The 12,991-nt window shown below is 68.4% G+C and carries 12 protein-coding genes; 8 read left to right on the top strand and 4 right to left on the bottom strand.

Features of this window, described 5'->3' with window-relative positions:
* Positions 1-412: 412 nt before the first annotated feature.
* The 4 genes from uvrA to trmFO all read left to right on the top strand — a co-directional run bounded on the left by uvrA (position 413) and on the right by trmFO (position 5,712).
* Positions 413-3,265 (top strand): excinuclease ABC subunit UvrA, encoded by a 2,853-nt coding sequence (gene uvrA / locus M2351_RS38780; RefSeq protein WP_264661301.1) that lies wholly within the window; start codon positions 413-415, stop codon positions 3,263-3,265.
* Between the two features lie 119 nt (positions 3,266-3,384).
* Positions 3,385-3,585, top strand: coding sequence for a hypothetical protein (locus M2351_RS38775; RefSeq protein ID WP_264661300.1), 201 nt, complete (start codon positions 3,385-3,387; stop codon positions 3,583-3,585).
* Positions 3,586-3,807: 222 nt separating this feature from the next.
* Positions 3,808-4,281 carry an SRPBCC family protein gene (locus M2351_RS38770; RefSeq protein WP_264661299.1) on the top strand — a complete coding sequence of 158 codons (474 nt, stop codon included), beginning with the start codon at positions 3,808-3,810 and terminating at the stop codon, positions 4,279-4,281.
* Positions 4,282-4,347: 66 nt separating this feature from the next.
* A complete protein-coding gene (gene trmFO / locus M2351_RS38765; protein WP_264661298.1) occupies positions 4,348-5,712 on the top strand; it encodes a methylenetetrahydrofolate--tRNA-(uracil(54)-C(5))-methyltransferase (FADH(2)-oxidizing) TrmFO in 1,365 nt (454 codons plus the stop codon).
* A 91-nt stretch (positions 5,713-5,803) separates the two neighbouring features.
* On the opposite strand, the gene M2351_RS38760 is transcribed toward trmFO, so the two are convergent.
* On the bottom strand, positions 5,804-6,658 hold the full coding sequence (locus M2351_RS38760) for a phytoene/squalene synthase family protein (protein ID WP_264661297.1): 855 nt from the start codon (positions 6,656-6,658) through the stop codon (positions 5,804-5,806).
* Positions 6,659-6,781: 123 nt separating this feature from the next.
* Here M2351_RS38760 and hpnC point away from each other — a divergent pair, with 123 nt between their 5' ends.
* The 4 genes from hpnC (at position 6,782) to M2351_RS38740 (ending at position 10,623) form a co-directional block, all read left to right on the top strand.
* A complete protein-coding gene (gene hpnC / locus M2351_RS38755) occupies positions 6,782-7,654 on the top strand; it encodes a squalene synthase HpnC (protein WP_264661296.1) in 873 nt (290 codons plus the stop codon).
* A gap of 40 nt (positions 7,655-7,694) precedes the next feature.
* A complete protein-coding gene (hpnD, locus tag M2351_RS38750; protein WP_264661295.1) occupies positions 7,695-8,618 on the top strand; it encodes a presqualene diphosphate synthase HpnD in 924 nt (307 codons plus the stop codon).
* Entirely contained in the window at positions 8,615-9,946 is a 1,332-nt protein-coding gene (gene hpnE / locus M2351_RS38745) for a hydroxysqualene dehydroxylase HpnE (RefSeq protein WP_264661294.1), read from the top strand. The genes hpnD and hpnE overlap by 4 nt, the downstream gene beginning before the upstream one ends.
* A gap of 71 nt (positions 9,947-10,017) precedes the next feature.
* Positions 10,018-10,623 carry a superoxide dismutase gene (locus M2351_RS38740; protein ID WP_264661293.1) on the top strand — a complete coding sequence of 202 codons (606 nt, stop codon included), beginning with the start codon at positions 10,018-10,020 and terminating at the stop codon, positions 10,621-10,623.
* 69 nt (positions 10,624-10,692) lie between these two features.
* On the opposite strand, the gene M2351_RS38735 is transcribed toward M2351_RS38740, so the two are convergent.
* From M2351_RS38735 to secF, 3 genes are all read right to left on the bottom strand, one after another.
* Complete coding sequence (locus M2351_RS38735; protein ID WP_264661292.1) at positions 10,693-11,526, bottom strand: hypothetical protein; 834 nt, start codon at positions 11,524-11,526, stop codon at positions 10,693-10,695.
* 104 nt (positions 11,527-11,630) lie between these two features.
* On the bottom strand, positions 11,631-12,008 hold the full coding sequence (locus M2351_RS38730; RefSeq protein ID WP_264661291.1) for an Mth938-like domain-containing protein: 378 nt from the start codon (positions 12,006-12,008) through the stop codon (positions 11,631-11,633).
* A gap of 29 nt (positions 12,009-12,037) precedes the next feature.
* Entirely contained in the window at positions 12,038-12,991 is a 954-nt protein-coding gene (gene secF / locus M2351_RS38725; protein WP_264661290.1) for a protein translocase subunit SecF, read from the bottom strand.

The raw sequence follows: 12,991 nt of genomic DNA, 5'->3' as shown, positions 1-12,991 counted from the left end.
TCCCAGCATCCTCTCCGACCCGTTCGGGCGCCCGGCGGAAGGGCGTCCAGATGCCGAGGGTTCCTGTTCGCAGGGCCGGTTTGTCTGTTTGCCCGGCCCCGCCCACGCTTCACAAAGCATGGCGCAAGGGCGCGGGTCAACCGCCGCGGAGCGCGTCGCCCCTTCCGCTCGAACCAACCCGCCCGGCCCGCGCGGAAGAGAACACTCCGTGAACAAATATAGCAGAGTCCGTTGGCCCGTGAAACAGATTCCTTCGCCCTGCCCCGCCTTTCCCAACGGACCACCGGCCGAATCGGCGGCAAAACAGGATGATGCGCGCGGCGCGACGGTGGCAATTCGGTCGCGCCTGCCACATATCTGTCCGGCCTTCAAGCATCTTCCCTTCCCTCCCCGTTTCGGCTAAGAACACTCCATGAACAAGCACATCAGTGTCCGCGGCGCGCGGGAACACAACCTCAAGAACGTCGACGTCGACCTGCCGCGGGACGAGCTGATCGTCATCACCGGCCTGTCGGGGTCCGGCAAGTCGTCCCTGGCGTTCGACACCATCTACGCCGAGGGCCAACGGCGCTATGTGGAAAGCCTGTCGGCCTACGCGCGCCAATTCCTGGAGCTGATGCAGAAACCGGACGTCGATTCGATCGAGGGGCTGTCGCCGGCCATCTCCATCGAGCAGAAAACGACGTCGAAGAACCCGCGCTCCACCGTCGGCACGGTGACGGAGATCTACGACTACATGCGCCTGCTCTGGGCGCGGGTCGGCATCCCCTATTCGCCGGCCACCGGCCTGCCGATCGAAAGCCAGACGGTCAGCCAGATGGTCGACCGCATCCTGGCCATGCCGGAGGGCACGCGCCTGCTCCTCCTGGCGCCGCTGATCCGGGGCCGCAAGGGCGAGTACAAGAAGGAGATCCAGGACCTGCGCAAGCGCGGCTTCCAGCGCGTGCGCGTCGACGGCACCATGCACGAGATCGACGAGGTCCCGGCGCTCAACAAGAAGCTGAAGCACGACATCGACGTCGTGGTGGACCGCATCGTCGTGCGCGAGGGGCTTGGCAACCGCTTGGCCGATTCGCTGGAGACGGCGCTCGGGCTGGCCGACGGCATCGTCTTCGTGGAGAACGCCGACAACCACGAGCAGACCGTCTTCTCGCAGAAGTTCGCCTGCCCGGTGTCCGGCTTCACGATCCCGGAGATCGAGCCGCGCCTGTTCTCCTTCAACAACCCGTTCGGCGCCTGCCCGGCCTGCGACGGGCTGGGCAGCAAGATCTACTTCGACCCCATGCTGGTCGTGCCGGACGAGCGGCTGTCGCTGAAGAAGGGCGCCATCGCCCCCTGGGCCGGCTCCAGCTCGCAATATTACGTGCAGACGCTGGAGAGCATCGCCAAGCATTTCGGCGTCGGCATGGACACCCCGTGGGAGAACCTGCCGGAGGCGGTCAAGCAGACCATCCTCTTCGGCTCCGACGGGTCGCCGATCACCATGACCTACGACGACGGCCTGCGCAGCTATCAGACGCACAAGGCCTTCGAGGGCATCGTCAACAACCTGGAACGGCGCTACCGCGAGACAGAAAGCGCTTTCATGCGCGACGAGCTGTCGAAGTACCAGTCGTCCCAGCCCTGCGAGACCTGCAAGGGCGCCCGCCTGAAGCCGGAGGCGCTGGCCGTCAAGGTGCATGGCCTGCACATCTCCGCGGCCTCCGAAATGTCCATCGCCGACGCGGCCGGCTGGTTCAGCACGCTGAACGACCACCTGCGCCCAAAGGACAAGGAGATCGCCTACCGCATCCTGAAGGAAATCAACGAACGGCTGGGCTTCCTCAACGCGGTGGGCCTGGAATACCTGACGCTCAGCCGCGGTTCCGGTTCCCTGTCCGGCGGCGAGAGCCAGCGCATCCGGCTGGCTTCGCAGATCGGCTCCGGCCTGACCGGCGTGCTCTACGTGCTGGACGAGCCTTCCATCGGCCTGCACCAGCGCGACAACGACCGGCTGCTGGCAACGCTGAAGCGCCTGCGCGACCTCGGCAACACCGTGATCGTGGTGGAGCATGACGAGGACGCCATCCGCACCGCCGACTACCTCGTGGACATGGGCCCCGGCGCCGGCCAGCACGGCGGCACCGTGATCGCCCAAGGCAAGCCGGCGGAGGTGCAGAAGAACCCCAACAGCGTCACCGCCCAGTTCCTGAACGGCACCCGCTTCGTGCCGGTGCCCGACGTCCGCCGGACCGGCCACAAGGGCCAGTTCCTGGAGGTGAAGGGTGCCCGCGCCAACAACCTGAAGAACGTGTCGGCGCGCGTTCCGCTGGGCACCTTCACTTGCGTCACCGGCGTATCGGGGGGCGGCAAGTCCACCCTGATCATCGAGACGCTGTACAAGGCCGTGGCGCGCAAGCTGATGGGCGCCCGCGAGCACCCGGCGGAGCACGACGAGCTGACGGGGCTGGAGCATCTGGACAAGGTCATCGACATCGACCAGTCCCCGATCGGCCGCACCCCGCGCTCCAACCCCGCGACCTACACCGGCGCCTTCACGCCGATCCGCGACTGGTTCGCCGGCCTGCCGGAGGCGAAGGCCCGCGGCTACGGCCCCGGCCGCTTCTCCTTCAACGTGAAGGGCGGACGCTGCGAGGCCTGCCAGGGCGACGGCGTCATCAAGATCGAGATGCACTTCCTGCCCGACGTCTACGTCACCTGCGACGTCTGCCACGGCAAGCGCTACAACCGCGAGACGCTTGAGGTCACCTACCGCGACAAGACCATCGCGGACGTGCTGGACATGACCGTGGAAGAGGGCAAGGAGTTCTTCAAGGCCGTGCCCGGCATCCGCGACAAGCTGGAGACGCTGGAACGCGTGGGCCTCGGCTACATCCACATCGGCCAGCCCGCCACGACCCTGTCCGGCGGCGAGGCGCAGCGCGTGAAGCTGTCGAAGGAGCTGAGCCGCCGCGCCACCGGCCGCACCCTCTACATCCTCGACGAGCCGACCACCGGCCTGCATTTCGCCGACGTGGAAAAGCTGATGGAGGTGCTCCACGCGCTGGTCGACCAGGGCAACACCGTGCTGGTGATCGAGCACAACCTGGAGGTCATCAAGACCGCCGACTGGATCATCGACCTCGGCCCCGAGGGCGGCACCGGCGGCGGCGAGGTCGTGGCGGAGGGCACACCGGAAGACGTGGTCAAGGTCTCCCGGAGTTACACCGGCCAGTATCTGGCGCCCTACCTGAAGGCGAAGCCGAAGACCCGAAAGAGGGCGTGAAGACGGGCCGGGGACTCCCCGGCCCTTTTCTTGTCACCCTGCTGTCCGCGCCCAAGGAAACAAACGCCTCCGGCGCGCGTTCTCCCTCCACACTTCGCCTTACAGGAGGGAGAGGGACCATGAAGAAGACGATTCTGTCCGGTGTCGCGCTGGCCTTCGGCGCGGCCCTGATGGTCAGCGCCTGCGGCTCCGACGACACGACCCGCAGCACCACGACGACCACCACCACGACCTCGCCGAACTACGGCTCCACCCTGACCATCCCGCCGGCCACCGGCTCGACCACCACGGAGCGCAGCACGACGACGAAGACCCAATAAGGTTTCCGTTCGGAAGCACACCGAAATCGGCGCACCGAAACAAGGGCCGGCCTCCGCCAAGCGCGGGGCCGGCCCTTGGCGTTCGGCGCCCGCCATTTCATCTTGGTTGAACAGATCGCATCCTACGAACGTCGAAGTTTCTCGCCTCCTTCGCTCGACTACCATGCCGGTTGTGCCATCCCCGACGATGCGCGCCAACCAAATCGCGAAGGATGACCATCGATGCTCAAACCGCTTGCGATCGCCGCCCTCACCCTCCTGGCCAGCCCGGCCTTGGCGGTGGAGGTCACCGAATCCGTCACGCTGCCCTATTCCGTGGACAAGGTGTGGCAGCAGATCGGCCCGTTCTGCAACCTCAGCAACTGGCACCCCGCAGTGGAAAGCTGCTCCCTGCGCCAGCGGGACGGGGCGCAGGAGCGCGTCATCGCCATCAAGGGCGGCGGGGTGATCGAGGAACGGCTCCTGGCCTCCAACGCCGGCCGCCATCGCATCCGCTATTCGATCCTGGGTAGCCCGCTGCCGGTGAAGGACTACACCGCCGCCCTGTCGGTCCAGCCGGCGGGCAATGGCTCGCGGGTCGTGTGGAAGGCCCGCTACACCTCCAACGGTGCCACCGACGAGGAAACTCGCAAGGCGGTGTCCGGCATCTTCACCTCGGGCTTCGACGGGCTAAAGCAGAGGCTCGCCGCGAAGTAACGCGTTCACCTTGCCGCGGGGCCGGGGAGGGTCTACTTGTTCGGCACCTTTGTGAAAGTTGCTGATATGGTTGACACCTCCCTTTCCCCCGTCCACGTCGCCCCTGTTCATGTCGTTGGCGGTGGCCTAGCTGGGTCCGAGGCCGCGTGGCAGCTCGCCTCGCGCGGCGTGCCCGTCATCCTGCACGAGATGCGGCCCGTCCGCGCGACGGAGGCGCACAGCACCGACCAGTTCGCCGAACTGGTCTGCTCCAACTCCTTCCGGTCGGACGATGCGGAGTACAACGCGGTCGGCCTGCTGCACGAGGAGATGCGGCGCTGCGGCTCGCTCATCCTGCGCTGCGCCGACGCGCACAAGGTGCCGGCCGGCGGGGCGCTCGCCATGGACCGCGACGGGTTCGCGGGCGCGGTGACGGAGGCCATTACCACCCATCCGCTGATCACCGTGGAGCGCGGGGAGGTCGCCGGCCTGCCGCCGGAGGACTGGGAGAGCGTCGTCATCGCCACCGGCCCCCTCACCTCGCCGCCGCTGGCCGAAGCAATCCGCTCCTTCACGGGGGAGGAGTCGCTGGCCTTTTTCGACGCCATCGCTCCCATCGTCTATCGGGAGAGCGTGGACCTGTCCAAGGCGTGGTTCCAGTCGCGCTACGACAAGCCCGGCCCCGGCGGCACCGGCAAGGACTACATCAACTGCGCCTTCGAGAAGGACGAGTACCGGGCCTTCATCGACGCCCTGCTGACCGCCGAAAAGGTCGACTTCAAGGAATGGGAGAAGAGCACTCCCTACTTCGAAGGCTGCCTGCCCATCGAGGTGATGGCGGAGCGTGGCGTGGACACGCTGCGCTATGGCCCCATGAAGCCGGTCGGCCTGACCAACCCGCACAAGCCGGAGCGGCGTCCCTACGCCGTGGTCCAACTGCGCCAGGACAACGCGCTCGGCACGCTCTACAACCTCGTGGGCTTCCAGACGAAGCTGCGCCACGCCGAACAGGCGCGCGTCTTCCGCATGATCCCCGGCCTGGAGAAGGCGGAGTTCGCCCGGCTGGGCGGCCTGCACCGCAACACCTTCCTGAACAGCCCGCGCCTGCTCGACACCCGCCTGCGGCTGAAGGCGCAGCCGCGCATCCGCTTCGCCGGGCAGGTCACGGGCTGCGAAGGCTATGTGGAGAGCGCCGCCGTCGGCCTGATGGCCGGCCGCTTCGCCGCCGCGGAGCGCCTGGGCCAGGAGACGTCCGCCCCACCGGCGACCACCGCGCTCGGCGCCATCCTCGGCCACATCACCGGCGGGGCGAATGCCGAGACCTACCAGCCGATGAACGTGAACTTCGGCCTGTTCCCGCCGGTCGATGACCGCATCCGCGGCCGCGACCGCAAGCTCGCCTACACCCGCCGTGCGTTGGAAGACTTGGAGGGATGGCTGAAGGACGCGTGATCCGTTGGGTTGCGCTGCGCTCCACCCAACCTACGCATTTCCATTGTAGGTTGGGTGGAGCGCAGCGCAACCCAACACCCCCGTCACACGCTCAATACCGCCCCCGCACCGCCGCCCAGGCCAGCTTCGCCTGCCGGAACGGGTTGGCCATCTGCACGCGCGCGGCGAAGGGATCGTTGCCCTCCCGCGCGATGACGTCCAGGTAGGTGTCGGCCAGCACCGCCGGCAGCAGGGCCGGCAGGGCGGCGCGCGGCACCTCGCGGCGCAGCCCCCGCGCTTGGGCCAGATGGTCGCGCGCGCGGTCCGCCACCTCGCCCACCACCGGCCGCAGCTCCGGCGCGGAGCGCAGCTCGAACAGGTCGGCCTGCTTGGCGCCGTGGGCCTCCATGCGGTCGGCCGGCAGCATCTGGCGGTGCTGGTGGGCGTGGAAAGGCACCGCGCGCAGGATGCCGGTCAGCGCGTAGGCGATGCCCACATGGCGCGCCGCCCGTTGCGCGCCCTCCTCCCGCACGCCCAGCGACTCGAGCGCCAGTTGGACGAGAGGCGTGCTGGTCACGTCGGCGTAGTTGACGAGGCAGTCCAGGCTGGCCGGCGCGGCGTCCTCCAGGTCGGCTTCACGGGCGTCGATCAGGCGGTCCAGCAGGGCGCGGCTCAGCCCCTGCTCCTTGACCGCGGCGGCCAGTGGCTCCATCACCGCGTGCTTGGGCACCGCAGCGCCCCCGTAGACCTTCTCGATGCCGTCGCGCCAGAACTGCAGGCGCATCTGGCCCAACATCGGCTCCGTTACCACCTCGCGCGTCTTGGCGATCTCCAGGTTGAAGGCGTAGAGCGCGAACAGCGATTCGCGCCGCTCGGCCGGGGCGAATAGACAGGTCAGAAAACGGTCGTTGTCATATTTCCGCACCTCCTGTCCGCTATAGGACAGGTCGGGGGTAGCCTTCGCCATGTGATGCCTGTATGGGAAAAATGGGGGTGGAACGGATTGCAGACCGGGGCAAAGCCGGTTTGCGCCTTATATTAGGCACACAGGCGCCTCACGCCAGCCCCGACGCGCAGCAGGCACGGACCCATGGCCGATTTCAACATCGCCCCCACGAAGCCCCGGAAACCCAACCCGATCGCCCGCAAGGACGCCGGGTCCGAAAACTTTCCCGTCGCATCGCACCTGCTGCCGAAGCATTTGCGGCCGCATGTGATGGCCTTCTACCGATTCGTGCGCCTGGGCGACGACATCGCCGACGATCCGGACCTGGAGCCGGAGACCAAGCTGGCCTACCTGGAGGCGCTGGAGCGCTCCCTGACCACGGGTCAGGCCAAGCACGCCTACCTGAAGCCGGCGCTGGACCTGCGCGCCAGCCTGCAATCGACGGGGGTCAGCGACCGCCACGCCCGGCAGGTGCTGCGCGCCTTCCGGCGCGACGCCGTCGGCGCGCGCTGCCACAGCTGGAGCGACCTGCTGCTCTACTGCCGCTTCTCCGCCAACCCAGTCGGGCGCTTCCTGCTCGACCTGCACGGCGAGGGCGTGGCCGCCGGCCCGGCGTCGGACGCGCTCTGCTCGGCGCTCCAGGTGCTCAACCACCTCCAGGACTGCCGCGACGACTGGATGCAGCTTGGCCGCTGCTACATTCCGCTCGCCTGGTTCGAGGAAGGCGGGATCAGCGTGGAACGGCTGGTCGAGCCGGAGAGCGACACCAAGCTGCGCGTCATCTTCGACCGCACGCTGGAACACACCGACCGCCTGCTGGAGCGGGCCGCGCCCCTGCCCAGCCTGATCCAGCACCGCGGCCTGCGGCTTGAGGCCTCCGTGATCCTCAGCCTTGCGGAATCGCTGGCCAAGCGGCTGAAGGCGCGCGACCCGCTGAAGAAGCGCGTGGTGCTCGGCACCCACCATAAGGTTTATGCGGCTGCACGGGGACTGGCGCGCGCGCTGGGCACGAAATAGGATGAGGTAACCGACCGGAGCCATAGGACAGGACCGCAGCATGCCGCAGCCGACGCTGGACTCGACGCGCGACGATTCCGCCGCGACCCCTGCGGCCGCCGCGGCCGCCGTCACCCAGAGTTCCGGCAGCACCTTCTACTGGCCGATGCTGCTTCTGCCGCGTTCCAAGCGCGCGGCAATGTTCGCCATCTACGCCTTCTGCCGCCGAATCGATGACATCGCGGACGAACCCGGCGATCCCGTGGAGAAGCGCGCCGCGCTGGACGAATGGCGGCGCGAGGTCCGCGGCCTCTACGCCGGCGGCGCTCCGTCCAGCCCGCTGGGCGCCGCCCTGAAGGGTGCCATCGACCGCTACGGCCTCCCCCGCGGCGAGTTGGAGGCGCTGATCGACGGCATGGCGATGGACATTCCCACCGATGATGGCAGTGCCGCCGGTCTCCTGGCACCGCCCCTTCCCACGCTGCGGCTCTATTGCCGGCGTGTGGCGGGCGCCGTCGGCATGCTGGCGATTCGGGTGTTCGACCGCGCCGACGCCTCGACGGAGGCCTTCGCCCTGGCGCTGGGCGAGGCGTTGCAGCTTACCAACATCCTGCGCGACGTGGCGGAGGACGCACAGATGGGGCGGCTGTACCTGCCGCGCGAGCTGCTGGACGACGCCGACATCGGCACCTCCGACCCGGCCGCCGTGCTCACCCATCCCAACCTGCCGAAGGTCTGCGAGGCGCTGGCCGACCTCGCCGAGGAGAAGTTCGCCGAATCCCGGCGGGCGCTGGAGGAGAGCCGGAAGGGCGGGCGGCGCGGCTCCTTGTGGGCGGCGGTCGCCATGATGGTCCTGTACCACCGGCTGCTCGTCCGCCTGCGCGCACGGGGCTGGGCGGACCCGGCCCAACGCGTGCGCGTGGGCAAGCGCGAATGCGCGCTGGTGGCGATTCGCTGCGCGGTCGGGTACCCTCCGGCATCGTGAAGACCCATTCCGCACCGACCGTCCACATCGTCGGGGCCGGCCTTGCCGGCCTTTCGGCGGCCGTACGCCTGACCGCCGCCAGGCGGCGGGCCGTGCTGTACGACGGTGCGCCGCAGGCCGGCGGGCGCGCCCGCTCCTTCTTCGATTCGACGCTCGGCCGCACGGTCGACAACGGCAGTCATCTGGCGCTCAGCGGCAACCGTTCGCTGCTCAGCTACCTTGAGGCGATCGGCGCCCGCGGCTCCCTGACGGAGTTGCGCCCCGCCGCCTTCCCCTTCCTCGACCTGCGCAACGGGGAGCGCTGGACGCTTCGCCCCGGTGGCCTGTGGCTGTTCGACAAGGCGCGCCGCGTGCCGGGCAGCCGCCCGGCCGACTACCTGTCGGCACTTCGCACCCTGTTGGCCGCTCCGTCGGCCAGCATCGCCGATGCCCTGCCACCTAGTGGCCCACTGCACGAGCGGCTGTGGCATCCCCTCGGCGTCTCCGTGATGAACGGCGCGTTGGACCGTTCGTCGGCCCGCCTGTTCGGCGCGGTGCTGCGGGAGACGCTGCTGCGCGGCGAGGCTGCCTGCCGACCACTGTTCGCCGAGCGCGGCCTGTCCGCCGCCCTGGTCGACCCCGCCGTTTCCTGGTTGGAGCGCAACGGCAGCACGCTGCGCCTCGGCAGCCGTGTGGACGGGCTGGAGCGTGATGGCGACCGCATTACCGCCCTGTCCGTGTCGGGGATGCGGGTGCCGGTTGGGCCGGCCGATTCGGTCGTGCTCGCCGCCCCGGCCTGGATCTCCAGCCGCCTTTTGCCGGGTCTCCCGGCGCCCGCCGCCGGCCGTGCGATCGTGAACGCCCATTTCCGGTTGGCCGAATCCCCGTCGGATGCGCCCTTGCTCCCCGGCGGCCTGCCCTTCCTCGGCCTCGTCGGCGGAACGGCGGAGTGGCTCTTCCTGCGTGGCGACGTCGCGTCGGTCACGGTCAGCGACGCCGACGCCCTGGCCGACCGGCCCGCGGAGGCCGTCGCGGCCCGCCTGTGGACCGACGTCGCGAGCGCCCTCAACCTCGACGGCCCGGTTCCGCCGGTCCGAATCGTCAAGGAGAAGCGCGCCACCCCCGATCAGGCGCCGGCGGAAATGGCGAAGCGCCCAGGCAGCCGAATCGGCCTGGAAAACCTTGTTCTGGCCGGGGATTGGACCGAAACCGGGTTGCCGGCGACACTGGAAGCGGCGATTCGCTCCGGAGAACGGGCCGCCGGGGCGCTCCTGGGCGCCCGGGGTACCACCTTTTCGCGCCTCGGCCTTTTTCCGGCCTTCACTTTGCCGCGCCGCGGGCCTATTTGAGCGGACGGAGGCGCCGCGCCCGTATAGGCTCGGCCCGAGGAAGTGGACAATTCAAGAAGAGAGGGTAACCCATGGCGTTCGAACTTCCGCCGCTCCCCTACGCGTACGACGCGCTGGAGCCGTTCATGTCGTCGCAGACCCTTCACCTGCACCACGACAAGCACCACCAGACCTACGTCACCAACCTGAACAACCTGACGAAGGACAGCCCGCTGGCCAACGCCAGCCTGGAAGACGTCATCAAGCAGAGCTATGGCGACGCGTCCAAGCAGGGCCTCTTCAACAACGCCGGCCAGGTGTGGAACCACACCTTCTACTGGCAGAGCATGAAGAAGAACGGTGGCGGCTCCATCCCCGGTGAGCTTGAGAAGCGCCTGATCGCCGACTTCGGCAGCGTCGACAAGTTCAAGGAAGAGTTCTCGAACGCCGCCATCACCCAGTTCGGCTCGGGCTGGGCGTGGCTGTACGTGGACGGCGGCAAGCTGAAGGTCACCAAGACCGGCAACGCCGACACCCCGCTGGCCCAGGGCCACTTCCCGCTGCTGACCGCCGACGTGTGGGAGCACGCCTACTACGTCGACTACCAGAACCGCCGCGCGGACTTCGTGAAGGCGTTCCTGGAGAGCCTGGTGAACTGGGAGTTCGTCGCCGAGCGCCTGTCGAAGGCTCCGGCCTGATCCTTCGCGAGGATCGCCGAAACGAGAAGGGCCCCGAAAGGGGCCCTTTTTGCGTAGTGCCGGGGCCGATCAGCCCGACGATGCGGCGGCTTTCACCGCCTCGACCATCTCCAGGAAGCCCTGGACCGACCGATAGGGGCCGCTCGGATCGGCGACTAGGCTGAAACAGGCGTGGAGGCGCTCCCAATCCGCAGTGGCGCTGAACTCGCTGAACCATGGGCCGCGGCTCTGCCAACCGGCCAGGGACGCCGCGACGTCCGCCGGCACGCACCGCCCGGCCTCCCGCTCGCCGGTCAGGAAGTCGAGCGCCGACCGGCCGCCCCCGACCAGGTTCTCGGCGAAGACCGCGATGCTGTCCGGGTGCAGCGACAGCCGCCCGTCCGGACCGCGATGGACAATCGGCAAAATCGGCGCCAGCCGCGGGAAGAGGGTGTTTGCCCAGACCTCGCCGCCCCAATAGAGGCGCGCGATACGGGCGAAGTGGCCGATGTCGGACACGGTCTGCAAGCCACTCCGGTCGAGCGGCAGGATCTCGACCTTCGGCTTGGTGACGTCCACCGTGTCGTTCGCGACGTCGACATAGAGGTCGCCGAACTGCAAGGCGTTCTGGAAGTACCGCTCCCTCAGGGCTCCCCAGATGGGGACGATGGGACCGCCGTCCGCCCGAAAGGCCGCGAGCGCGGCCAACACGGGACCATCCGGCGCAGCGACGCGACGCGTGAGGCGTTCCAGGACGGTGTCGGTGATCTCCCGGCAATAGCCCTTGGGAAACCGATGGCGCCGCCGCGGGAAGACAAGCGTTCCGACCTCCACGTCCCGGTCCACGCCGAGCCGCAAGTCCAGCATCAACCGTTCCAGGCCGCCGAGGAGCGGACCGATGAGCCGCGCCGTCAGGTTCTTCACCCGCTGGTCGACCTCCACCGGCCGGCGGTGCGCCCGCCAGGCATTCAGCTGGTGGTCGACAGGCGAACCGGAGGCCGACGAATCCGGAGGATGTCCGTCCAACCTCAGACCGGCAGCAAGGCCGCGCCCACGCGGCGGCCTTCGGCGAGCAGGACGTTGTAGGTCCGGCAAGCGGCACCGGTGTCCATGACCTCCACCACCAGCCCGGCCTCGCGCAGGCTCTGGCGCAGGGCCTTCGGCAGGAGCTGCATCTTGCTCCCCGTGCCGAGCAGCAGAAGCTCGACCCGCGGCTGCGCGCCCACGACCATCGCGAAGTCTCCCACGGTCAGGGCCGAGAAGTTCGGAGCCTCCCACGGCTGCGTGCGGTCGGGCAGCACCACGACCGCACCGGTCCGCCACTTCCCCGACACGCAGAACTGCCCGTCCCCGTAGCCGTCGATAACCTGCCGGTCCGACGGAATGATCGGCGTGATGTCCGCCATCGCTTACCCGCAATCCTTGTTGCTGATTTTCAAGGCGTGGGGGCCGGCTGTTGCGCGCCCTCCGGGGCCGGCACGCCGCGGCGCAGCCGGTTCTCGCCCAGGAACAGCAAGATGGGGGCGGCGATGAAGATCGACGAGGAGGTCGCCAGGAAAATGCCGAAGATCAGCACGATGCCGAAGTCCTGCAGCGCCTCGCCGCCGAAGATCGCCAGAGGAATGATCGACAGCAGCGTGCACATGGACGTGCCAAGCGTGCGGTTCAGCGTCTCGTTGATGGAGCGGTCGATCAGCTCGCGCAGCGGCATCTTCTTGTAGATGCGCAGGTTCTCGCGCATGCGGTCGTAGACCACGACCTTGTCGTTGATCGAATAGCCCATGATGGTCAGGATCGCCGCGATCGCCGTCAGGTTGAACTGCATGCCGGTGATTGCGTAAAAGCCGACGATCTTCGTCACGTCGAGCAGCAGCGTGACGATGGCACCGAAGCCGAACTGCCATTCGAAGCGGAACCAGATGTAGACCAGCATCGCCACCATGGCGAGGCCGAGCGACAGCATGCCGTTGTAGAACAGCTCGCCGCTGACCGAGGCGCCCACCGCCTCGACGCGGCGCACGGTCGTGCCGGGGACCTCCTTGGCCAGCGTGGCGCGCACCTTGTCGGCCGCCACCTGCTGGGCCGCGTCGTCGCCCGGCTGGCGCTCCAGCCGGATCAGCACGTCCTGGGGCGAGCCGAACTCCTGCAACGCCACTTGCCCCATGTTGAGTTGGTTCAGCGTGTGGCGCAGTTGCGCGAAGTCGGCGGCCTGCGGCGTGCGCGCCTCGATGACGATGCCGCCGCGGAAGTCGATGCCGTAGTTCAGCCCCGGGTAGAAGAACAGGGCGACGGAGGCGAGCGACAGCAGCGCCGACACGATCAGGCCGGCGTAGCGGCCGCGCATGAACTGGATGTTGGTGTTGTCGGGGACCAGACGGAGCCGGAACAT

Source organism: Azospirillum canadense (genome assembly GCF_025961225.1).
GTDB classification, from domain to species: Bacteria; Pseudomonadota; Alphaproteobacteria; order Azospirillales; family Azospirillaceae; genus Azospirillum; species Azospirillum canadense.
The sequence above is the reverse complement of the archived record's forward strand: the minus strand, read 5'-3'. Positions and strand labels throughout refer to the sequence as shown.

What these genes read in the sequence shown, in the direction of transcription:
- uvrA (WP_264661301.1), top strand. Translation starts at nt 413, where the DNA reads ATGAACAAGCACATCAGTGTCCGCGGCGCGCGGGAACACAACCTCAAG.
- M2351_RS38775 (WP_264661300.1), top strand. Translation starts at nt 3,385, where the DNA reads ATGAAGAAGACGATTCTGTCCGGTGTCGCGCTGGCCTTCGGCGCGGCC.
- M2351_RS38770 (WP_264661299.1), top strand. Translation starts at nt 3,808, where the DNA reads ATGCTCAAACCGCTTGCGATCGCCGCCCTCACCCTCCTGGCCAGCCCG.
- trmFO (WP_264661298.1), top strand. Translation starts at nt 4,348, where the DNA reads ATGGTTGACACCTCCCTTTCCCCCGTCCACGTCGCCCCTGTTCATGTC.
- M2351_RS38760 (WP_264661297.1), bottom strand. Translation starts at nt 6,658, where the DNA reads ATGGCGAAGGCTACCCCCGACCTGTCCTATAGCGGACAGGAGGTGCGG.
- hpnC (WP_264661296.1), top strand. Translation starts at nt 6,782, where the DNA reads ATGGCCGATTTCAACATCGCCCCCACGAAGCCCCGGAAACCCAACCCG.
- hpnD (WP_264661295.1), top strand. Translation starts at nt 7,695, where the DNA reads ATGCCGCAGCCGACGCTGGACTCGACGCGCGACGATTCCGCCGCGACC.
- M2351_RS38740 (WP_264661293.1), top strand. Translation starts at nt 10,018, where the DNA reads ATGGCGTTCGAACTTCCGCCGCTCCCCTACGCGTACGACGCGCTGGAG.
- M2351_RS38730 (WP_264661291.1), bottom strand. Translation starts at nt 12,008, where the DNA reads ATGGCGGACATCACGCCGATCATTCCGTCGGACCGGCAGGTTATCGAC.
- secF (WP_264661290.1), bottom strand. Translation starts at nt 12,991, where the DNA reads ATGTTCCGGCTCCGTCTGGTCCCCGACAACACCAACATCCAGTTCATG.